The sequence below is a fragment of the Comamonas denitrificans genome, from assembly GCF_042654745.1.
In the GTDB taxonomy this organism is placed as follows: domain Bacteria; phylum Pseudomonadota; class Gammaproteobacteria; order Burkholderiales; family Burkholderiaceae_C; genus Comamonas; species Comamonas denitrificans.
This window is the reverse complement of record NZ_JBHSEY010000004.1, coordinates 1-20978: the sequence shown is the minus strand read 5'-3', so window position 1 is coordinate 20978 and position 20978 is coordinate 1. Positions and strand designations below refer to the sequence as shown.

Here is a 20978-nt window from a genome sequence, read left to right as displayed (position 1 = left end):
GTCTCCATTGCGCCAGATGAAAAACTCAGTCTCGTAGCACGCGCGAAACCGAGTTGTTCAGGACATCCTTAAAAGACTATTTATTAAATAATATAAATAGGATATAAAATGCATTTAACTTACAAACAAATTATTTAAACAAATATTTATGCAAAAAATTTTAGTAAAAGATTTTTCATGCATCAAAAATGCTGATCTTGAAATATCTCCATTAACACTAATAATTGGACCTCAAGCGAGTGGAAAAAGTGTACTATCAAAGTTAGTCTATTTTTTCACACATATAATCACAGACTTCAATAGATATGTAACTGAAGATCAATTATGTTTTGATGATTTTGAAAAACGTATTTCAGCTTTGTTTTTTGAATGGTTTCCATGCTCTGCATGGGGCGCAAAAAGGTTTGTAATAAAATTCGAATTAGGTGAATTTTCAATCTATTTACATAGAGTTGGCAAGCAAAATAAAATTAAAATACAATTTTGCGATAAATTTAAAGAAATTTATCTTTCAACACATACACAATATCTATCCGCAATAAAGAAAGCAGAAGCACAAAATAACTACAAAGATGAGTTTCTGCATTACGAAATGCTTTGGCAAATGCGTCAAAACATATCTTTGGCACTGAAAAAATGGCTCGACAGAGAATATATTCAAAATCAACTTTTTATTCCAGCAGGTAGATCATTCTTTACTAGTGTGGGCAAGGCATTAGTTGCGTTTGAACATAGCGGAATCATGGATCCGTTGACGCTTGATTTTGGAAGAAAGTTCTCTACGATGAGAGAACGACAATTGCGAAGATTGATTGGATCGAAGGAAGAACCCTCTTCACTGTCTAATATTTTATTTTCAGAAATTTTAGGTGGCCACCTAAAAATGGAAAATGGGAAAGAATTTATTTCAACTCCAGACGGCCGACTTATTCCATTTTCAGCTCTTTCATCTGGCCAGCAAGAACTTTTGCCTCTTGCCGTAGCAATTAGAGCGATGCTTCCGAGTAAAGAAAATGACATTGCCTTCAAGAAAGGGGCATCTCTTCGTCAAACAATTTATATTGAAGAGCCTGAAGCTCATTTATTCCCTCGCGCTCAAAATAAACTAGTCGAGATATTAGCAACCTTATTACCCAGAAGAAATAATAATAATTTATTAATAACAACACATAGCCCTTATGTTTTAGCGAAATTTAATAATCTCATCAAGGCAGGATCTTTATCTAGGCCAGGAAAAAATGAAATCAACATGACAATATCAAGCATCATACCTATGGCCTCTTGGGTTCTTCCTAAACAAGTAAATGCATATGCCATCATTGATGGGCAGTTAAAAAATATTATTGACAAATATGGCCTTATTGCTGCAGATTACCTAGATGATGTTTCGGGAGACATATCGAAAGAATTTTCCAAATTACTTGCCATTGAGTTTTCAAAATGATTAAAAAAAATGATAAAAAACCACTTAAAAAAAGCAATAATAAAAACTCATACGATGAATCAGTTAATGTCTCTAAAATAAAACTTTCAGATAAAGGCAGTGTGAGGCATGCAGTATTTCTAAATCCAGAAAGAATCGAACACATAAAACGCAGAATGGACGGAGGGTATATTAAAAACAAAAAATCTGCAGACTGGATGCTTTCAAAACCTGGTGTTGGCGATGTAGTTTTAGAGTTAAAAGGCGGTGATGTTGAATATGCAGTAGCTCAGGTGAATGCTGCCGCAGATTACGCAGCAGCAAATAAGCTTACTTGTGGTGCGATGGCTGCTCTTATTCTGTGCACTGAGCATCCTGGAATTAATACAAAAATTCAAAGAGCGATGCATGCATTTGCTAAGAAATTCAAGGGCCCAATTCATACTCGGAATCGGAGCGGTGAGTTTGTTTTTGAACACGTTTTAAGCTTTAACGGTCCTGAAAAGTTGTAGTTCGCCTAGAACGCATAGCACAATCCACCCCAGCCCCCTATCGGCCCATTCAATCCGCAGCCGCGCACACCGCACCGGCCATGGCGTTGAACAGCACCACCCCCGACCCCATCCCGCCTGCACATGGAGGCGCTCAACTGCCTGAGCCGCTGCAAAGCCATGCTGACGGCCAATGAGCCGATGTACGGCTTTGCCCTGCAAGATCTGGCAGCCGCACAGCAGGCTATTGCAGCGCTGCAATCCATTGATCTGCCGCTGGGGGGGGTAAGCCATACAAGCCACCCAAAAACACGTTGCCGCCGTGGCAACGCAGGTCCAGCCACGCCCAGAATTTACCCACGGCGTACCACCCCCATTGGGCACAATACAGCCCCGCACAGTCGGCTGACCAGCCGCAAGGCACGCCGCTTGGTCAATGAGGTGGAAGCCCATGCACTTGCGTGGACTTATATAGACAACAAAAAAGCCCTAAGTATTTATTTACTTAGGGCTTTGTGACTCCAGCGGACTTCCGTGGAATGGTATTTGGTGGCCTGGGACGGGATCGAACCGCCGACACGCGGATTTTCAATCCGCTGCTCTACCAACTGAGCTACCGGGCCAAACAAGTGCAGTGTGCTAACTTGTGTGAAGCCGTGATTATAGGCACACTTTTTTCTACTTTTTCGAAAAACGTAGAATTTTTTAATTTTTCCGACTGCGGCCCAAATCAACGCCCAATTGGCGCAATTTACGGTACAGGTGGGTGCGCTCTAAGCCGGTTTTTTCCGCCACCCGGGTCATGGAGCCGCCTTCGCGGGCCAGGTGAAACTCGAAATAGGCCCGCTCAAAGCCATCGCGGGCTTCGCGCAAAGGGCGGTCAAGGTCAAAGCCCTGGTGGGCATGGGCCTCAGCGCTGGCCAAACTGGCAGAAAAATCTTCCCCTACGCCTTTGAGCAAGGCATGGGTGCCTGTCGTGTCGCCGGGCCGACTGGCGGCGGGCCGACTGGCGGCGGGGCTGCGACTGGCCAAGCCCTGCTCGACCGCTTTCAGCAGTTTTTGCAAGGTAATGGGTTTTTCCAAAAAGGAATGGGCCCCAATGCGGGTGGCTTCGACGGCGGTTTCGATGGTGGCATGGCCACTCATCATGATGACGGGCATGGAGAGCAAACCGGCCATGCTCCACTCCTTGAGCAGCGAGACACCATCGGTGTCTGGCATCCAGATGTCCAGCAGCACCAAATCGTAGGCAGCAGAGGCCCGCGCGGTGCGGGCTTGGGTGGCGTTCTCGGCGAGGTCCACGTTGTGCCCCTCGTCGTTCAAGATTTCTTGCAACAAGTCTCGGATGCCGAGCTCATCATCTACTACCAGTATGTTTGCCATGTCTCTCAAAGTTGATTGCTGTACCCAGACTGCTGCCCTTGCACGGCTAGCTTCCACTCTCTGCAGGGGCAAATGATAGCGACACTTGTGCGCCTTTTACGACACCTCCTTCGAGGCGGTTGGACAAATCAACGCGGGCACCATGCTCATCGGCAATTTTTTTCACCACGGCCAGGCCCAATCCGGTGCCTTTGGGCTTGGTGGTGACATAGGGCTCAAAGGCCCGTTGCAAGAGCGCTTCGGGAAAGCCGCAGCCGCTGTCCGTCACGGTGATGCGCACCCGGCCGGTGGTGGCATTCCACTGGGTACTGAGGCACACGGGCTGCGCTGCCACGCCCTCGGCCTGGGCCCGCTGCAGACTGGCATCCTGGGCGTTTTGCACCAAGTTGTGCAGCACCTGGCGCAGTTGGCCAGGGTCGGCGGCGATGCGGGGGCAGTGTGTGTCCAAGTCCATGTACACCGGCACCAGCACGCCTTCTTCGGTGTAGAGCTGCAACACGTCTTGCACCAAAAGATTGACATCCACCGGTTGCAAAACGGCCGCTGGCAGGCGGGCGTAGTCCCGAAACTCATTGACCAGGCGCAGCATGGCCGCCACCTGCTCGACGATGGTTTTTACAGACTTTTGCAATAAAGCCTCTTCCGCAGGCGGGAGCTTGCCACTGAGTTTGAAGGCCAAGCGCTCGGCAGACAGCTGGATGGGGGTGAGTGGGTTCTTGATTTCATGGGCCACCCGCCGCGCCACTTCGGCCCAGGCTTTGGAGCGCTGGCCCGAGACGATTTCTGAAATATCGTCAAACACCACCAGCCGCTGATCGTGGGGCAATACGGCACCACGCACGACCAGGGTGATTTTGTCCTGGGGCACTTCGCCGGCCGTTTCAGCTTCTGGGAGCTGGGGCAAAAATTCAAAGACATTTTGCCAGCGCGGCGTTACTACACCAGCGCTACGTGCTTCAAAAAACTGAGCAAACTGAGCATCCACCATGGCGGCCAAGCTGCCCAGTGTGGGCAGGCTGGCCAAGGTCTGGCCACTCAGGGTGGTGACATCGCTGCGCAAAATATGGGCCGCGCCGGGGTTGGCGATTACCACCCGCCATTGGGCATCGAGCACCAGCACCCCGGCGGTGAGGTTGTCCAAAATGGTTTGCAAATTGGTGCGGGCCGCCTGCACCTCTTGCACCCCTTGGTTTACGGCTGTGCGTGCTTCCAGCAATTGCTGGGTCATCAGGGCAAACGAGCGGGTCAGGCCGCCCACCTCGTCCCGGGTGAGTGAGACGGCCTTGGGGGTTAAATCGCCCCGGGCCACATCGCGCACGCCTTGGGCCAGGAGCAGCAGTGGCTGGGCCAAGTGATTGCCAAACAACACCGCCAGCAGCACCGCCCCAAATACGGCCAAAAACAGACTCAACGTAAGGGTGCCGATGTACATGCGCCGCAGCCCCTGGCGGGCAATGGAGCGCTCTTGGTACTCGCGGTGCGCTTCTTGCACGGCCAGGGCATTGCTCACCAGCGTGGCGGGCAAGGCAATGGTGGCCTGCAAAAAGCGGTTGCCGGTGAGCAGCCCCAGCTGGGCATTGGGCACAGCGACCAACACGCGCACACGCACGGCGGACAAATCAATGGTGCCGCTGACCCCCAGGTCATCGTCCAGCCCCTCGATGCTGGTCAGGGGGCGCTGGGTGCCACGCAGGCTGCGCAGCACTTGGGCACTGGGGCGCTCGGGACTCAATTCCAGCATCGATTCCCCCGCTGAGGCCACGGCCACGCCGGCGCTGTTCCACAGCACCACGTCGCTGGCCCCGAGCTGGTCGCGGATGCGCTCCAGCACCAACCCCGCCCCGGCATCGGACACTTCGCTCAGCTGGGTGCTGGCATTGCGGGTGTTGTTGGCCATGTCATTGGCCATGGCATCCAGGGTGACGCTGGCCAAATTCACCCCGGCGGTCAGCGCCCCTTCGACCTTGACATCAAACCAGCTTTCAATCGAGCGCGAAACAAATTGGTAGGACACCGTATAGATCAGCGCCCCCGGCAGCACGCCGACCAGGGCAAAAATCGTCGCCAGTTTGAGCAGCAAGCGGCTGCCAAACTTGCGCTGGTGCCAGCGCTGCAACAAGCGCCCGCCCATCCACAGCAACACCAACAACAGCAAGCCGGCGACCAGCACATTCAGGCCGAACAACCAGACGTAGTAATCCTCGTACAGCTGGCGGTTGTTGGTGGCCACCGTCAGCAAAAACAGCAGCACCAGGCCCAGGGCCATCATCACCGCGGTGCCCACCCCCAAAATCCACCGGGCCGTTTTGCGCAGCCGCTGGGCGCGTTGTTGTTCGTGCTGGGCGCTGGGCTCGTCGTACACACTGGCTGGCATTACAACTGCTCCAGCATCAAGGGCTGCGTTTGCTGCACCAATAAATTCCAGTCTGAACGGCCAAAAGCGCCAATTTGCAAAGGCTTGGGCAGTTGCGACAAATCAATGCGAAAGCGCAGCTGCAGCAGCGCCGGCCCTTCGGCGGGCAGGCTATCGCGTGCGCCAATGCGCCAGCGCACCCAGTGCTGCAGGGTCTGCAAGGCATCGGCCAGGTCGGTGTAGGAGTTGCCCAAGGCCGTGCCCAACCCTAAGCCGTTGAACGGCTGGCTGCCCGTGTGCAAACGCCAGCGGTGGGTGAGGGCCTGGTAACTTAAGCGGTAATAGCGCGTGGCCGTCAGCAGGCGTTGATTGCTCCAATACCAGCGCTGGCGCAGCAGCTGCACCTCGGCCACAAAATGCACGGCCACGCCTTTGCGCAGGGCTTGCTCAACGGCGCTGGGCAATTGCCAGGGCACGTCGGAGCTCAGAAACAGCTCCCCCTCTTCCTGCTGCAAGAGCACGCCGTTGTCCAGGCGCAAGGTGTGCGCTTGGGCCAGGGCCGGTGCCACCAGGGGCACGCTGCCCCAGGGGGCCGCCAATAGCCCAACACCGCCCAGCAGCAGGCGGCGGCGCTGCGCCTGAAAGCGAGCAGACTCAAGCGGTTTTAACGAGCAGGGCGTAGAAAAATCCATCATGGTTACCGGCCTGATTGTCAGCCACTGCGCCACGGCCGGGCAGCAAATACCCCGGCGAAGGCTGCCAATCGGCGCATTTGTGGCGTGCAACAAACGCCTCAATTTGGTCTTGCCCCTCCTCCCGAAACACCGAGCAAGTGCAGTACAGCAGGCGGCCACCGGGTTTCACCAGCGGCCACAGCACCTCTAGGAGCTGCGTTTGGAGGGCGGCCAACTGGGCGATATCGCTGGGCCGGCGCAGCCAGCGCACGTCCGGGTGGCGGCGCACAATGCCCGAGGCCGAGCACGGGGCATCGAGCAAGATGGCATCAAACTGCATGCCGGGCGCGGGCAGCCATTGGCGGGGTTGGGTGGCATCGGCCACCACCACCTGGGCGGACAGCCCCAGCCGCGCCAAGGTGTCGTGAATGCGCTGGCTGCGCTGGCCATCGACCTCCAGCGCCAAAACCTGGGCCTGGGGCAGCAGATCGAGCAAGTGCGCCGTTTTGCCGCCCGGTGCGGCGCAGGCATCCAAAATGTGTGCGTTGGCGGGCAGCACCGGGGCCGGGGCCGCACCCGGCTGCGGCGCAGCGCACAGCAGCAGCGGGGCGGCCCATTGCGCGGCCCCGTCTTGCACGGTGAACCAGCCTTCCTCAAAGCCGGGCAAGGCCTGCACGGCCACGGGCTGGGCCAGCTCCACCCCCTGCAGTCCAAAAGGCTGGGCCGCGATACCCGCCTGGGCGAGCGCGGCCAGGTACTGCGCTTGGCTTATTTTTTGTAGCTGCACCCGCAATGCCATTGGGGCATGTTGGTTGTTAGCATGCAAAATTTGTTGCCAATCTTGCGGGAACTGCTTTTGTAATTTATCAATCCACCAGCGTGGGTGGTTGAACAGGGCTTCCAAATCCGCATCGGTGGCCGCCACCAAGGCGGGTTGCTCACGCAAAAAGCGGCGCAGGCAGGCGTTGATAAAGCCAGCCTGGCGCTCCAACCCACAGGCCCGGGCCGCTTGCACGGTTTGATTGACCAGGGTAAAGGCGGTGTAGGGGGCTTGCGCCGCATCCCAGACCAAGGCCAGGGCGGTACACAGCAGCGCATCGACTTTGTCCGCCGGTTTTTTGGGGGCCAGCTGGGCCCGCAGCGCCTGCGCCCGCCCCAGGTTGCGCAGCACTTGAAACAGCAGCGCTTGCACGCCAGGGCGCAGAGGGGGCACGACGGCCTCCAGCACCGTGGTGGTTGATTGCCCCGCCCGCACCTGCTGCAAGCCCTGGGCAACGCACATCAATTGCTGGTGCAAGGCGGGATGTTTCACACTGGCCGAGTGCGCAGGACTGGCTGGCTTAGAGGAGGAAGAGGTCATACACAGGGCGCAGCGGGCGCTGTCAAAAATCAGGGAACCGCATTGTGAGCGGTAAAAAAATACCCCCAGCAAGTGGGCCCTGCTGGGGGTGGGGGCGATCAACTGCACGCAGCCGTTGAGGCCAAGCAGCAGGCGCAAGCGCCGTGCTTATGCCGCCACGGATTGCGCCGCTTATTCAGCCGCTTATTCAGCTGCGTCTTGCACATCGTCCGCCGAGGCGATGGCGGCCAGCTCGGCCTCTTCGGCTTCGGCAATGGCGCGGCGCTCGGCCTCGTCCATTTGGTCCTTGGCTTTGCGGGCCTGGTGGTAAGCCAAGCCCGTACCGGCAGGAATCAGGCGACCGACGATGACGTTCTCTTTCAAGCCACGCAGCTCGTCGCGCTTGCCCATGATGGCGGCCTCGGTGAGCACGCGGGTGGTTTCCTGGAAGGATGCGGCCGAGATGAAGCTGTCGGTGGACAGCGACGCCTTGGTAATACCCAGCAGGATGTTGGAGTAGGTTGCGGGGATCTTGCCTTCGCGCTGGATGGCCTCGTTGGTGTTGAGGATCTCCGAGCGCTCGACCTGCTCGCCCTGGATGTAGGTGGTCTCGCCCGGGTTCTCCACCACCACGCGGCGCAGCATCTGGCGCACGATCACTTCAATGTGCTTGTCGTTGATCTTCACACCCTGCAGGCGGTACACATCCTGCACTTCATCGACGATGTAGCGGGCCAGCTCTTCGATGCCCAGCAGGCGCAAGATGTCTTGCGGATCGGCCGGGCCGTCCACAATGTGCTCGCCCTTGTTCACCACCTGGCCTTCGTGGACCAGCACGTTTTTCTCTTTGGGGATCAGCTCTTCCCAGACGTGGCCATCGGGGTCGGTGATCTGCAAACGCACTTTGCCTTTGGTCTCCTTACCGAACGACACCGTGCCGGTTTGCTCAGCCAGCGTGCCTTTGTCTTTGGGCGTACGCGCCTCGAACAGCTCGGCCACGCGGGGCAGACCGCCGGTAATGTCGCGGGTTTTTTGCCCTTCGACCGGGATGCGGGCCAGCACTTCGCCGGGGCCCACTTCCTGGCCGTCGCGCACCTGGATCAGCGCACCGATCTGGAAGCCAATGGCCACCGGCAGTTCGGTGCCGGGGATTTTCACTTCCTGGCCATCGGCATCGATCAGGCGCACCAGCGGGCGCACCACCTTGGTCGAGCCACGGCGTTTGGGGTCGATCACCACCAGGGTCGAAAGACCGGTCACATCGTCCACCTGCTTGGCCACCGTGAGGCCTTCTTCGATGTTCTCGAACTTGGCCGTACCGGCGTACTCGGTGATGATGGGGCGGGTCAGCGGGTCCCAGTGCGCCAGGATGGCACCGGCCTTGATGGCTTCGTCGGGCTTGATGTTCAGCACCGCGCCATAGGGCACCTTGTGGCGCTCGCGCTCGCGGCCGTTGTCGGTAATGATGATTTCGCCAGAGCGCGAAATCACCACCAGCTCGCCCTTGTTGTTGGTCACATAGCGCATGGTGGCGTTGAAGCCAATCGTGCCGTTGGACTTGGCTTCCACGCTGGAGGCCACCGCCGCACGCGAGGCCGCACCCCCAATGTGGAAGGTGCGCATGGTCAGCTGGGTGCCGGGCTCGCCGATCGACTGGGCGGCAATCACGCCCACGGCCTCGCCCAGGTTCACCAGACCGCCACGGCCCAGGTCACGGCCATAGCACTTAGCGCACAGCCCGTAACGGGTTTCGCAGGTCAAAGCCGTGCGAACCTTGATTTCATCAACGCCGACTGCTTCCAATTCATCGAGTGTGAACTCGTTGAGCAAGGTGCCCGCCGGCAGCAGCAGGCTGTGGGTTTCCGGGTGCAGCAGGTCTTCGGCGGTGGTGCGGCCCAGCACGCGGTCGCGCAGGGATTCGATCACCTCGCCGCCCTCGACGATGGCGCGCATCACGGTGCCCTCGGAGGTGCCGCAATCGTTTTCGGTCACGACCAAGTCTTGCGTCACGTCCACCAGACGGCGCGTCAGGTAACCGGAGTTGGCGGTTTTCAGCGCCGTATCCGCCAGACCTTTACGCGCACCGTGGGTGGAGATGAAGTACTGCAGCACGTTCAACCCCTCGCGGAAGTTGGCCGTAATGGGGGTCTCGATGATCGAGCCATCGGGCTTGGCCATCAGGCCCCGCATACCGGCCAACTGGCGAATCTGCGCGGCCGAACCGCGCGCGCCCGAGTCGGCCATCATGTAGATGGCGTTGAACGACTCCTGATCGACTTCGTTGCCGTGGCGGTCGATGACTTTTTCAACCTTGAGCTGGTCCATCATCACCTTGGACACGTCGTCACCAGCCTTGCCCCAGATGTCCACCACCTTGTTGTAGCGCTCACCCGAAGTCACCAGACCCGAGACGTACTGCTGCTCAATCTGTTTGACCTCGGACTCGGCGCGGGCCAGGATGTCGGCCTTTTGCGGCGGCACCAGCATGTCGTCAATCGCCACCGAGAAACCGGCGCGGGTCGCCAGACGGAAGCCGTTTTGCAGCAGCTTGTCGGCAAACACCACGGTGTCTTTCAGGCCGCACTGGCGGAAGCTGGCATTGATCAGCTTGGAGATTTCTTTCTTCTTCAGCGCCTTGTTCAGGTTGCTAAAGGCCAAGCCCTTGGGCAGGATTTCCGACAGCAGGGCACGGCCCACGGTGGTTTCCACCAAGGCCGTGGTGGCGACAAATTCGCGGGTCACTTTGTCTTTGACCCACTCGGTCAGGCGCACGGAGATCTTGGTGTGCAGCTCCACCTGCGCGGCATCCAAAGCGCGTTGCACTTCTTGGATATCGGCAAACACCATGCCCTCGCCCTTGCCATTGATCTTGTCGCGGGTGGCGTGGTACAGGCCCAGCACCACGTCCTGCGACGGCACGATGGAGGGTTCGCCCGAAGCGGGGAACAGCACGTTGTTGGAGGCCAGCATCAAGGTGCGCGCTTCCATCTGCGCTTCCACCGACAGGGGCACGTGCACGGCCATCTGGTCACCGTCAAAGTCGGCGTTGAACGCCGCGCACACCAGCGGGTGCAGCTGGATGGCCTTGCCTTCAATCAGGATGGGCTCAAACGCCTGGATGCCCAAGCGGTGCAGCGTGGGCGCACGGTTGAGCATCACCGGGTGTTCTTTGATGACCTCTTCCAAAATGTCCCACACCACCGGCGTGCCGGTTTCCACTTCTTTCTTGGCCGCCTTGATGGTGGTGGCAATGCCGCGCTGCTCCAGCTGGGCAAAGATGAAGGGCTTGAACAGCTCCAGCGCCATCAGCTTGGGCAGACCGCACTGGTGCAGCTTCAGGTACGGGCCCACGGTAATCACCGAGCGGCCCGAGTAGTCCACGCGCTTGCCCAGCAAGTTCTGGCGGAAGCGGCCGCCCTTGCCCTTGATCATGTCGGCCAGCGACTTCAGGGCGCGCTTGTTCGCGCCCGTCATGGCCTTGCCACGGCGGCCGTTGTCCAGCAGCGAATCAACCGCCTCTTGCAGCATGCGCTTTTCGTTGCGGGCGATGATTTCCGGGGCGTTCAGCTCCAGCAGGCGGCGCAAACGGCTGTTGCGGTTGATGACGCGGCGGTACAGGTCGTTCAGGTCCGAGGTGGCAAAGCGGCCACCGTCCAGCGGCACCAGCGGGCGCAGGTCCGGCGGCAGCACGGGCAGCACATCCAGCACCATCCACTGGGGCTTGATGCCCGATTTTTTGAAGGCTTCCAGCACCTTGAGGCGCTTGGCGTTTTTCTTGACCTTGGTTTCCGAGCCGGTCAGGTCGCCGCGCAGGCGCTCGATTTCGGCGTCCAGGTCGATGCTTTCCAGCAGCTCTTGAATGCCTTCGGCACCCATCTTGGCGACAAATTCGTCGTAGCCAAATTCTTCGCATTTCGCGTCGTAATCGTCCTCGGTCATGATGCTGAATTTCTTCAGCGGGGTCATGCCGGGGTCGGTGACCACGTAGGCTTCAAAGTAGAGCACGCGCTCGATGTCGCGCAGCGTCATGTCCAGCACCAGGCCCAGGCGCGAGGGCAGCGATTTCAAAAACCAGATGTGGGCACAGGGCGCGGCCAGGTCAATGTGGCCCATGCGGTCGCGGCGCACCTTGGTTTGCGTGACTTCAACGCCGCACTTTTCGCAGATCACGCCACGGTGCTTGAGGCGCTTGTACTTGCCGCACAGGCATTCGTAGTCCTTGATCGGGCCAAAAATCTTGGCGCAGAACAGACCATCGCGCTCGGGCTTGAAGGTGCGGTAGTTGATGGTCTCGGGCTTTTTCACCTCACCAAAAGACCAGGAACGGATTTTCTCGGGCGAAGCCAGGCCGATCTTGATGGCATCGAAATGCTCATCGGGCGTGAATTGCTTGAACAGGTCGAGTAGCGATTTCATAGAACTCTTTCCCTCTTTCAAAAACTATAGTTGCTGCCGCTTTATTTATAACGATTTGCAGTAGATAACTACTGCAAATCGTTTGTTTATCAGCGGAAAACGCTCATTTATTTAAGAACACCTTAGGAGCGCTCAAGCTCAATGTCCAGGCCCAGGGAGCGAATCTCCTTGACCAGCACGTTGAACGACTCGGGCATCCCGGCTTCGATGGCGTGTTCGCCCTTGACAATGCTCTCGTACACCTTGGTACGGCCTTGCACGTCGTCGGACTTGACGGTGAGCATTTCCTGCAGCACGTAGGCCGCGCCATAGGCTTCCAGTGCCCACACCTCCATCTCACCGAAACGCTGTCCACCGAACTGGGCCTTACCGCCCAGGGGCTGCTGCGTGACCAGCGAGTACGGGCCGGTGGAGCGCGCGTGCATCTTGTCATCGACCAAGTGGTGCAGCTTCAGGTAGTGCATGTAGCCGATGGTGGTCGGGCGCTCAAACTGCTCGCCGGTGCGGCCATCAAACAGGTAGGCCTGGGTGCGGGTGTCGGTCAAGCCTTTGCGCTCTTTCAGCTCGTCCGGATAGGCCAGCTTGAGCATGTCCTTGATCTCGGCTTCCGAAGCGCCGTCGAACACCGGCGAAGCAAAGGGCACGCCCTCTTTCAGGTTGTGCGCCATGGCCAGCACTTCGTCGTCGGTCAGATCGGCAAAGTCCTGGGCGCGGCCGCGGGCTTTGTAGATCTCTTCCAGGAAGGCGCGCACTTCGGCCGCCTTGGCTTCTTGTTGCAGCATGTCGCCAATGCGCTGGCCCAGGCCCTTGCCGGCCCAGCCCAAGTGCACCTCCAGCACCTGACCGATGTTCATCCGCGAAGGCACGCCCAGCGGGTTGAGCACGATGTCCACAGGGGTGCCATCGGCCATGTGCGGCATGTCTTCCACAGGGGTGATCTTGGAGACCACACCTTTGTTACCGTGGCGGCCGGCCATCTTGTCACCGGGCTGCAGGTGGCGTTTCACGGCCAGATAGACCTTGACCATCTTCAGCACGCCAGCGGGCAGCTCGTCGCCTTGCGTCAATTTCTTGCGCTTTTCCTCAAACGCCAGGTCAAAGCTGTGGCGCGTTTGCTCCATGGCGTTTTTCATGGATTCGAGCTGGGCAGCCACCACCTCATCGGCCGGGCGAATGTCAAACCAGTGGAATTTCTCCACCCCCGCCAGGTATTCCGCCGTGATAACCGCGCCTTTGGCCAGCTTTTGCGGGCCGCCATTGGCTTTTTTGCCCACCAGCAGCTTTTCGATACGGTCAAACGCGTCGGCTTCCACGATGCGCAGCTGGTCGTTCAGGTCCAGGCGGAAGCGCTTGAGTTCATCGTCAATGATCTGCTGGGCGCGTTTGTCGCGCTGGATGCCTTCGCGGGTGAAGACTTGCACGTCAATCACGGTGCCCGAGCTGCCTTGGTCCACGCGCAGGGACGTGTCTTTCACGTCCGAGGCCTTCTCGCCGAAGATGGCGCGCAGCAGTTTTTCTTCGGGCGTGAGCGTGGTTTCGCCTTTGGGCGTGACCTTGCCGACCAGCACATCGCCGGGCTGCACTTCCGCGCCCACGTAGATGATGCCGGACTCGTCCAAGCGGTTGAGCTGGGTTTCGCTCAGGTTGGGAATATCCCGGGTGATTTCCTCGGAGCCCAGCTTGGTGTCCCGCGCCATGACCACCAGCTCTTCGATGTGGATCGAGGTGTAGCGGTCTTCGGCCACCACCTTCTCGGAGATCAAAATCGAGTCCTCGAAGTTGTAACCGTTCCAGGGCATGAAGGCGATCAGCATGTTCTGGCCGATGGCGATTTCGCCCAGGTCGGTCGAAGCGCCGTCAGCAATCACATCGCCCTTGGCCAGCACATCGCCTTTTTTAACGATGGGGCGCTGGTGGATGTTGGTGTTCTGGTTGGAACGCTGGTACTTGATCAGGTTGTAGATGTCCACACCCACTTCACCGGCCTGCGCCTCGGCATCGTGTACGCGCACCACAATGCGGGTGGCATCCACGTAGTCCACCACGCCGCCCCGGGTGGCCGTCACCACCGTGCCCGAGTCGATCGCGGCCACGCGCTCAATGCCGGTACCAACCATGGGTTTTTCCGGACGCAGCACCGGCACCGCCTGGCGCGACATGTTGGCACCCATCAAGGCGCGGTTGGCGTCGTCGTGCTCCAGGAAGGGAATCAGCGAAGCAGCCACCGACACGATCTGCGCCGGCGACACGTCCATGTACTGCACGCGCTCGGGCGACAGCAGGGTGGATTCACCTTCTTCACGGGCCGACACCAAATCGCCCACCAGGCGGCCTTCGGCATCCAGCTCGGCGTTGGCCTGGGCGATGATGTACTTGCCTTCTTCAATCGCGGACAGGTAGTCGATCTCATTGGTCACCTTGCCATCGACCACGCGGCGGTAAGGGGTTTCAATAAAACCGTACTCGTTCAAACGCGCGTACAGCGACAGCGAGTTGATCAGGCCAATGTTCGGACCTTCCGGCGTTTCGATGGGACAGACGCGGCCATAGTGGGTCACGTGCACGTCGCGCACCTCAAAGCCGGCACGCTCGCGCGTCAAACCGCCCGGGCCCAGGGCCGAGACGCGGCGCTTGTGCGTGATTTCGGCCAGCGGGTTGGTCTGGTCCATGAACTGCGACAGCTGCGATGCGCCAAAAAACTCTTTCAGCGCCGCGGAAATCGGCTTGGAGTTGATCAGGTCGTGCGGCATCAGCGGCTCTTGCTCGGCCTGGCCCAGACGCTCTTTCACGGCTTTTTCAATGCGTGCCAAACCGGTGCGGTACTGGTTTTCAGCCAACTCGCCCACACAACGCACGCGGCGGTTGCCCAGGTGGTCGATGTCGTCCACTTGGCCCTTGCCGTTGCGCAGATCCACCAGAATTTTCACCACGGCCAGGATGTCTTCGTTGGACAGCACCATGGGGCCAGTGGATTCATCGCGGCCCACGCGGGCGTTGAACTTCATGCGGCCCACGCGCGACAGGTCGTAGGTGTCCGGGTTGTAGAACAGGCGCTGGAACAAGGCTTGCACCGCATCTTCGGTGGGTGGCTCGCCGGGGCGCATCATGCGGTAGATGGCCACACGGGCCGCCATCTCGTCCACGGTTTCATCCGTGCGCAGGGTTTGCGAGATGTAAGCGCCCTGGTCCAACTCATTGGTGTGAATGCACTGCACGTCCACGATGTGGGCAGAGCGCATTTTTTTCAGCAGGGTTTCGGTCAGCTCTTCGTTGGCCTTGGCCAGGATTTCGCCGGTATCGGCATCGACCACATTTTTGGCCAGCACACGGCCCAGCAGGAAGTCTTCCGGCACGCTGATGAACTTGGTGCCCGACTGCTCCAGCTCGCGCGTGTGGCGGGCGGTAATGCGCTTGTCCTTGGCAACAATGACTTTGCCGGCCTTGTCGGCGATGTCGAAACGGGCCACTTCGCCTTTCAGGCGATCGGCGACAAACTCCATCTGCGCGCCCGAATCCATCAGGCGGAAGTTGTCATTCACGAAGAAGTGCGCCAGGATTTGCTCGGGGGTCATGCCAATGGCTTTGAGCAAAATCGACACCGGCATCTTGCGGCGACGGTCCACGCGGAAGTACAGCAGGTCTTTGGGGTCGAACTCAAAGTCCAGCCAAGAACCACGGTAAGGAATGATGCGGGCGCTGAACAGCAGCTTGCCGGAGCTGTGGGTTTTGCCCTTGTCGTGCTCAAAGAACACGCCAGGCGAACGGTGCAGCTGCGAGACAATCACGCGCTCGGTGCCATTCACAATGAAAGAGCCTTTGTCGGTCATCAGGGGCACTTCGCCCATGTAGACTTCTTGCTCCTTGACCTCTTTGACCACCTTGTTCTGGTTGGTCGAAGACTCACGGTCATAAATGATGAGCTGCACTTTGGCACGCACGGCCGACGAAAAAGTCAGTCCACGCGTTTGGCACTCGCGCACGTCAAAAGCAGGTTTGGCAAGGTTGTACTCGACAAACTTCATCTCGACAAAACCATTGTGCGAGACGATCGGGAAGGCGGCGTTGAAGGCGGCTTGCAGGCCTTCGTCAGCACGTTTTTTAGGCGCTACGTCCTTTTGCAAGAATGCGGTGTACGCATCTTTTTGCATTTGTAGCAGGTAGGGCACTGCGAGCACGCTATCGCGGCTGCCGAAGCTTTTGCGAATCCGCTTGCGTTCGGTGTAAGAATAGGCCATGAGATCTCCGGGCAAAGACATGAGTCCTGTGGGGCAAGGGCTGGGCGACACGGCCCGGCAAATGAAAACCATGAAAGTCTTATTTACCGGCTTGGCGGTTGGCCACTACCAACCAATGGCGGACGGCGATGCATTGCACATCGCCCGAACCAAGGCATCTTCTGTTGTCGGAATGGTCAGAAGACACAAGAAAAATCAGCCACCTGATTTTTCTGATGTGTTCTAACACCTGCGCCTGCGCTGGCTGCACAGGCACCAAAGGCTGGAGGCCCTTGCGGACTCTCCAGCCTCAGGAAAGCGGACTCAATTACTTGAGTTCAGCCTTGGCACCAGCTTCGACCAGCTTCTTCACAGCAGCTTCAGCGTCGGCTTTGGCAACTGCTTCTTTCACAGTCTTGGGAGCGCCATCGACCAGGTCTTTGGCTTCTTTCAGGCCCAGACCGGTGATTTCGCGCACAGCTTTAATCACGGACACTTTGTTGGCGCCGGCTTCTTGCAGCACGACGTCAAACTCGGTCTTCTCTTCAGCGGCAGCCGCACCGGCACCAGCGCCAGCAGCAGCAGGAGCGGCCATAGCAGCAGCGCTCACGCCAAATTTTTCTTCAATTGCTTTGACCAGCTCGTTCAGTTCCAGGACGGTCATGCTGTCCAGAGCGGTCAAGAATGCGTCTTTATCGAATGCCATTTTGATTTCCTAACAATATTGTTGGTGTAAGTTGCACTGCGCTTGGTTAAGCAGCAGCCGTTTCGCCTTCGCCCTTTTTGGCCGCCAAAGCGCCCAGCACCACTGCGGTACGGGAGATGGGGGACATGAGCAGGCCGCACAATTGCGCCAGCAGCACGTCTTTGGAGGGGATGCTTGCCAGCTCTTTAACGCCATTGACGTCCAGGGCTTTACCTGCAAACGCACCACCGCGAATCACCAGCTTGTCGTTGGTTTTTGCGAAGTCCGCCACTACTTTGGCAGCGGCAATTGCGTCTTCAGAGAAGCCATAGACCAGCGGGCCGGTCATCTGGTCAGCCACGATCTCAAACTGGCTGCCAGCCACAGCACGGCGGGCCAGGGTGTTTTTCAACACGCTCAGGCTCACACCCTTGCTGCGGGCATCAGCGCGCAGTTTGGTCATATCGGCGACCGCGATGCCGCGGTATTCCGCGATCACAAGCGTTTGAGCTTTAGCGGCGAGGCTGGTCACTTCATTGATGACCGCTTCTTTCTCACTGCGATTCAGACTCAAGGTCTACTCCTTCGTATGCGTATTTCTGATTGCTCATCCACACGCGCTCTTGGGTTTGCAGCGACCAACTGTTTCGGAAGTTTTAAAAATTCCATCTGCAGCGGGTTCGCCATCTACGCTGGCGTCAAACATTAAGTGCCAATTCACTTGGCACACCAGCGGTCTTGGATGGCCTACTGCTTTTGCTTGCACAAAAGCAGTAGCCCACCACACTCGACTCTCTTTTTTAGAGAACCGAGGATTCTAGCAAATTACGCTGCGATGGTTTGTGCATCCACGCGAACACCCAGGCCCATGGTCGAGGACAGGGCCACCTTGCGCAGGTACAAACCTTTGCTGGTTGCAGGTTTTGCTTTGTTCAGGGCATCAATCAAGGCGGCCAAGTTGCCTTGCAGCTTGGCGTCGTCGAACGAACGACGGCCAATGGTGCTGTGCACGATACCGGCTTTGTCCACACGGAACTGCACTTGACCAGCTTTGGCATTCTTCACAGCCGTAGCCACATCAGGGGTCACCGTGCCCACTTTGGGGTTAGGCATCAGACCACGAGGGCCCAAGATTTGACCCAGAGTACCGACAACGCGCATGGCATCCGGCGCAGCGATTACCACGTCAAAAGGCATGTCACCGGCTTTCACCATGGCAGCCAATTCATCCATGCCAACAATGTCAGCGCCTGCGGCCTTGGCTTCATCAGCTTTGGCACCTTGGGCAAACACTGCGACACGGGTGGTCTTGCCTGTACCGTGGGGCAGCACCACAGCACCGCGCACCACTTGGTCCGATTTACGCGAATCGACACCCAGCTGCACAGCCACGTCGATGGACTCATCAAACTTAGCAGTGGCAGCCTCTTTCACCAAAGCCACGGCTTCAGCGAAGGGATACAGACGGGTTGCGTCCACTTTACCCTGCAGGGCTTTTTGCTTTTTGGTCAATTTGGCCATATCACACACCCTCCACAATCACGCCCATCGAGCGAGCCGAACCAGCCAAAGTACGCACAGCAGCGTCCACATCGGCAGCAGTCATGTCTTTTTGCTTGGTTTTGGCAATTTCTTCCAACTGCTCACGGGTAATCTTGCCAACCTTGACCTTCAGGGGATTGGCCGAACCTTTGTCCAGCTTGGCTGCTTTTTTGATCAGCACCGCAGCTGGGGGCGACTTGATAACAAAAGTGAAGCTTTTGTCAGCAAATGCCGTGATCACCACAGGCAGAGGCAAACCAGGTTCGACACCTTGGGTCTGGGCGTTAAACGCCTTGCAGAATTCCATGATGTTCAAACCACGTTGGCCCAATGCAGGACCAATTGGAGGGGACGGGTTGGCTTTACCAGCTGGTACTTGCAGCTTGATGAAGCCGACGATTTTCTTCGCCATAGAAAGCTCCTTGCGGGTTAGCGCTTGGCACACACTGCTTGTGTGATACCAAGCTCCCCGGGGTGGTTAAGGCTTTTATTTCAGCACGCAAGCCTGTGGTACGTGCGCCCCTATTGACAAGCAATAGAAAGGCAAAAACTTAAAGTTTAGGTTTTCTCAACCTGTGAGAACTCCAATTCAACCGGTGTTGAGCGGCCAAAGATCGCAACAGAAACACGCAGGCGACTTTTTTCGTAATTGACTTCTTCAACCGATCCGTTGAAATCTGTGAACGGGCCTTCTTTCACGCGGACCAACTCACCGACCATGAATTCAATTTTGTGGCGCGGCTTGTCACTACCTTCTTGCACTTGATCGACGATTTTTTGGATTTCCGCTTCGGAAATCGGGGCAGGACGGTTTTTGGCACCACCGACAAACCCCGTGACCTTGCTAGTGTGTTTCACCAAATGCCAGGTGTCATCTTCCATCACCATTTCAACAAACACATAGCCAGGAAACAGACGACGCTCAGTGGTTTTGCGCTTACCGTTGCGCATTTCAACCACTTCTTCGGTAGGCACCAAGATGCGTCCAAACTTATTCTGCATCCCAGCCCGGTTGATGCGCTCGGTGATATTGCGCTCTACTGCCTTCTCCATCCCGGAATAAGCGTGAACGATATACCAGCGCAAATCTGGATTGGTTGTTGGGGCGAGAGTCTCCGGCGTTCCCACCAGGCCTGCCACTTGCATTGCATCCGTCATTAACCCCTCCAGCCCAGAACCAGGTCGTATAGGACCCATGCCAGCGTTTGATCCGTCAGCCACAAAAACAAAGCCATGACGACCGCAAACGCAAAAACGTACAGAGTCATTTGCACGCTTTCTTTGCGTGTGGGCCAGACAACTTTTTTGACTTCCTTCACGGAGTCTTTAGAAAAACCGACCAGCTGCCGCCCAGACTCAGAAACCAAAAAGACTACCACAGCAGCCGCGATTCCAAGCAACAGAACGCCCCACTGCACCAAGGCACCTTGCTTGGACAGCGCGTAGAACCCAGCAATAGCAGCAATCACCAAACCAACGGCAACCGCCAGTTTTGCCTTGTCGGCACCGGTACTCACTGTTTCAACTTGCGATGTAGCCATATTCAACTTTGATACTGCCTTCCAGCAGTCTACAGACACCAAAGCCCGCCGGTGTGGGCGGGCTTAGAGCAAAACCACTTAAGTGGTGGCAGGGGCAGTAGGAATCGAACCTACAACCTTCGGTTTTGGAGACCGACGCTCTGCCAATTGAGCTATACCCCTAAAACCCTAAAATTTAGGCAATGACCTTGGCAACCACGCCAGCGCCCACGGTACGACCACCTTCGCGGATAGCAAAGCGCAGGCCTTCTTCCATGGCGATGGGGGCGATCAGTTTGACGGTGATCGACACGTTGTCGCCAGGCATCACCATTTCTTTGTCAGCAGGCAACTCGATCGAGCCGGTCACGTCCGTGGTACGGAAGTAGAACTGGGGACGGTAGTTGTTGAAGAAAGGCGTGTGACGGCCACCTTCGTCTTTGGACAGAACGTACACCTCAGCGGTGAAGTGGGTGTGCGGCTTGATGGAGCCGGGCTTGCACAGCACTTGGCCGCGTTCCACGTCTTCACGCTTGGTGCCGCGCAGCAGCAGACCCACGTTGTCACCGGCTTGGCCTTGGTCCAGCAGTTTGCGGAACATTTCCACGCCCGTGCAGGTGGTTTTCTGGGTGTCTTTGATACCGACGATTTCGATTTCTTCGCCGACTTTAATGATGCCGCGCTCGATACGACCGGTCACCACCGTGCCACGGCCAGAGATGGAGAACACGTCTTCCACAGGCATCAGGAATGCGCCGTCCACAGCACGCTCAGGCGTGGGGATGTAGCTGTCCAGGGCTTCAGCCAGTTTGATCACAGCCGCTTCACCGATGGGCGATTGGTCGCCTTCCAGGGCCAGCTTGGCCGAGCCACGGATGATGGGGGTGTCGTCGCCAGGGAATTCGTATTTGTCCAGCAGCTCGCGCACTTCCATTTCG

17 protein-coding genes and 2 tRNA genes are annotated in these 20978 nt (G+C 57.4%); 4 read left to right on the top strand and 15 right to left on the bottom strand.

The genetic code is table 11. The features are described 5' to 3' along the window. Window positions 1-148: 148 nt before the first annotated feature. The 3 genes from ACFO24_RS01460 to ACFO24_RS01450 all read left to right on the top strand — a co-directional run bounded on the left by ACFO24_RS01460 (window position 149) and on the right by ACFO24_RS01450 (window position 2433). A complete protein-coding gene (locus ACFO24_RS01460) occupies window positions 149-1444 on the top strand; it encodes an AAA family ATPase (protein WP_377736452.1) in 1296 nt (431 codons plus the stop codon). Then, entirely contained in the window at window positions 1441-1935 is a 495-nt protein-coding gene (locus tag ACFO24_RS01455; protein ID WP_377736450.1) for a hypothetical protein, read from the top strand. The genes ACFO24_RS01460 and ACFO24_RS01455 overlap by 4 nt, the downstream gene beginning before the upstream one ends. Before the next feature lie 123 nt (window positions 1936-2058). Beyond that, the gene (locus ACFO24_RS01450; protein ID WP_377736449.1) at window positions 2059-2433 is read left to right on the top strand and encodes a hypothetical protein; all 375 of its coding nucleotides are present in this window, start codon (window positions 2059-2061) and stop codon (window positions 2431-2433) included. 28 nt (window positions 2434-2461) lie between these two features. On the opposite strand, the gene ACFO24_RS01445 is transcribed toward ACFO24_RS01450, so the two are convergent. The 7 genes from ACFO24_RS01445 to rpoB form a co-directional block, all read right to left on the bottom strand. Continuing rightward, a tRNA-Phe gene (locus ACFO24_RS01445) sits at window positions 2462-2537 on the bottom strand. Window positions 2538-2619: 82 nt separating this feature from the next. Beyond that, a complete protein-coding gene (locus tag ACFO24_RS01440; protein ID WP_377736448.1) occupies window positions 2620-3297 on the bottom strand; it encodes a response regulator in 678 nt (225 codons plus the stop codon). A 46-nt stretch (window positions 3298-3343) separates the two neighbouring features. Further along, window positions 3344-5671 (bottom strand): sensor histidine kinase, encoded by a 2328-nt coding sequence (locus tag ACFO24_RS01435; protein ID WP_377736446.1) that lies wholly within the window; start codon window positions 5669-5671, stop codon window positions 3344-3346. Beyond that, window positions 5671-6345 carry a DUF4390 domain-containing protein gene (locus ACFO24_RS01430; protein WP_377736445.1) on the bottom strand — a complete coding sequence of 225 codons (675 nt, stop codon included), beginning with the start codon at window positions 6343-6345 and terminating at the stop codon, window positions 5671-5673. Before ACFO24_RS01430 ends, ACFO24_RS01435 begins: the two co-directional genes overlap by 1 nt. Beyond that, window positions 6305-7684: a 16S rRNA (cytosine(967)-C(5))-methyltransferase RsmB gene (rsmB, locus tag ACFO24_RS01425; RefSeq protein WP_377736443.1), complete on the bottom strand. Its 1380-nt coding sequence runs from the start codon at window positions 7682-7684 to the stop codon at window positions 6305-6307. Before rsmB ends, ACFO24_RS01430 begins: the two co-directional genes overlap by 41 nt. A gap of 183 nt (window positions 7685-7867) precedes the next feature. Further along, entirely contained in the window at window positions 7868-12079 is a 4212-nt protein-coding gene (gene rpoC, locus ACFO24_RS01420; protein ID WP_377736441.1) for a DNA-directed RNA polymerase subunit beta', read from the bottom strand. Window positions 12080-12201: 122 nt separating this feature from the next. After that, on the bottom strand, window positions 12202-16314 hold the full coding sequence (gene rpoB, locus ACFO24_RS01415) for a DNA-directed RNA polymerase subunit beta (RefSeq protein ID WP_377736439.1): 4113 nt from the start codon (window positions 16312-16314) through the stop codon (window positions 12202-12204). Between rpoB and ACFO24_RS01410 the strand changes: the two genes are divergently transcribed. Beyond that, the gene (locus ACFO24_RS01410) at window positions 16313-16540 is read left to right on the top strand and encodes a hypothetical protein (protein ID WP_207575685.1); all 228 of its coding nucleotides are present in this window, start codon (window positions 16313-16315) and stop codon (window positions 16538-16540) included. The two genes, rpoB and ACFO24_RS01410, sit on opposite strands and share 2 nt — an antisense overlap. Window positions 16541-16621: 81 nt before the next feature. Here ACFO24_RS01410 and rplL read toward each other — a convergent pair whose 3' ends face one another. The 8 genes from rplL to ACFO24_RS01370 all read right to left on the bottom strand — a co-directional run. Next, window positions 16622-16999: a 50S ribosomal protein L7/L12 gene (rplL, locus tag ACFO24_RS01405; protein ID WP_207575684.1), complete on the bottom strand. Its 378-nt coding sequence runs from the start codon at window positions 16997-16999 to the stop codon at window positions 16622-16624. Between the two features lie 46 nt (window positions 17000-17045). Next, window positions 17046-17552 carry a 50S ribosomal protein L10 gene (rplJ, locus tag ACFO24_RS01400; protein ID WP_207575683.1) on the bottom strand — a complete coding sequence of 169 codons (507 nt, stop codon included), beginning with the start codon at window positions 17550-17552 and terminating at the stop codon, window positions 17046-17048. A 251-nt stretch (window positions 17553-17803) separates the two neighbouring features. Further along, window positions 17804-18499 carry a 50S ribosomal protein L1 gene (gene rplA / locus ACFO24_RS01395; RefSeq protein WP_207575682.1) on the bottom strand — a complete coding sequence of 232 codons (696 nt, stop codon included), beginning with the start codon at window positions 18497-18499 and terminating at the stop codon, window positions 17804-17806. Window position 18500: 1 nt separating this feature from the next. After that, complete coding sequence (gene rplK, locus ACFO24_RS01390; protein ID WP_207575681.1) at window positions 18501-18932, bottom strand: 50S ribosomal protein L11; 432 nt, start codon at window positions 18930-18932, stop codon at window positions 18501-18503. A gap of 146 nt (window positions 18933-19078) precedes the next feature. Further along, complete coding sequence (gene nusG / locus ACFO24_RS01385; RefSeq protein WP_377736453.1) at window positions 19079-19666, bottom strand: transcription termination/antitermination protein NusG; 588 nt, start codon at window positions 19664-19666, stop codon at window positions 19079-19081. Between the two features lie 11 nt (window positions 19667-19677). Further along, complete coding sequence (gene secE / locus ACFO24_RS01380) at window positions 19678-20061, bottom strand: preprotein translocase subunit SecE (RefSeq protein ID WP_207575680.1); 384 nt, start codon at window positions 20059-20061, stop codon at window positions 19678-19680. Between the two features lie 86 nt (window positions 20062-20147). Continuing rightward, window positions 20148-20223 (bottom strand) — tRNA-Trp (locus ACFO24_RS01375). A gap of 13 nt (window positions 20224-20236) precedes the next feature. Continuing rightward, the coding region (locus ACFO24_RS01370; protein ID WP_377736437.1) for an EF-Tu C-terminal domain-related protein at window positions 20237-20978 on the bottom strand (742 nt) is incomplete at its 5' end.

Excerpts from the sequence above, each read along its gene's own strand:
- ACFO24_RS01455 (WP_377736450.1), top strand. The coding sequence starts at position 1,441 with ATGATTAAAAAAAATGATAAAAAACCACTTAAAAAAAGCAATAATAAA.
- rpoB (WP_377736439.1), bottom strand. The coding sequence starts at position 16,314 with ATGGCCTATTCTTACACCGAACGCAAGCGGATTCGCAAAAGCTTCGGC.
- rplA (WP_207575682.1), bottom strand. The coding sequence starts at position 18,499 with ATGGCCAAATTGACCAAAAAGCAAAAAGCCCTGCAGGGTAAAGTGGAC.
- secE (WP_207575680.1), bottom strand. The coding sequence starts at position 20,061 with ATGGCTACATCGCAAGTTGAAACAGTGAGTACCGGTGCCGACAAGGCA.
- rpoC (WP_377736441.1), bottom strand. The coding sequence starts at position 12,079 with ATGAAATCGCTACTCGACCTGTTCAAGCAATTCACGCCCGATGAGCAT.
- nusG (WP_377736453.1), bottom strand. The coding sequence starts at position 19,666 with ATGCAAGTGGCAGGCCTGGTGGGAACGCCGGAGACTCTCGCCCCAACA.
- ACFO24_RS01450 (WP_377736449.1), top strand. The coding sequence starts at position 2,059 with ATGGAGGCGCTCAACTGCCTGAGCCGCTGCAAAGCCATGCTGACGGCC.
- ACFO24_RS01430 (WP_377736445.1), bottom strand. The coding sequence starts at position 6,345 with ATGATGGATTTTTCTACGCCCTGCTCGTTAAAACCGCTTGAGTCTGCT.
- ACFO24_RS01460 (WP_377736452.1), top strand. The coding sequence starts at position 149 with ATGCAAAAAATTTTAGTAAAAGATTTTTCATGCATCAAAAATGCTGAT.
- ACFO24_RS01435 (WP_377736446.1), bottom strand. The coding sequence starts at position 5,671 with ATGCCAGCCAGTGTGTACGACGAGCCCAGCGCCCAGCACGAACAACAA.
- ACFO24_RS01440 (WP_377736448.1), bottom strand. The coding sequence starts at position 3,297 with ATGGCAAACATACTGGTAGTAGATGATGAGCTCGGCATCCGAGACTTG.
- rsmB (WP_377736443.1), bottom strand. The coding sequence starts at position 7,684 with ATGACCTCTTCCTCCTCTAAGCCAGCCAGTCCTGCGCACTCGGCCAGT.
- ACFO24_RS01410 (WP_207575685.1), top strand. The coding sequence starts at position 16,313 with ATGAGATCTCCGGGCAAAGACATGAGTCCTGTGGGGCAAGGGCTGGGC.
- rplL (WP_207575684.1), bottom strand. The coding sequence starts at position 16,999 with ATGGCATTCGATAAAGACGCATTCTTGACCGCTCTGGACAGCATGACC.
- rplK (WP_207575681.1), bottom strand. The coding sequence starts at position 18,932 with ATGGCGAAGAAAATCGTCGGCTTCATCAAGCTGCAAGTACCAGCTGGT.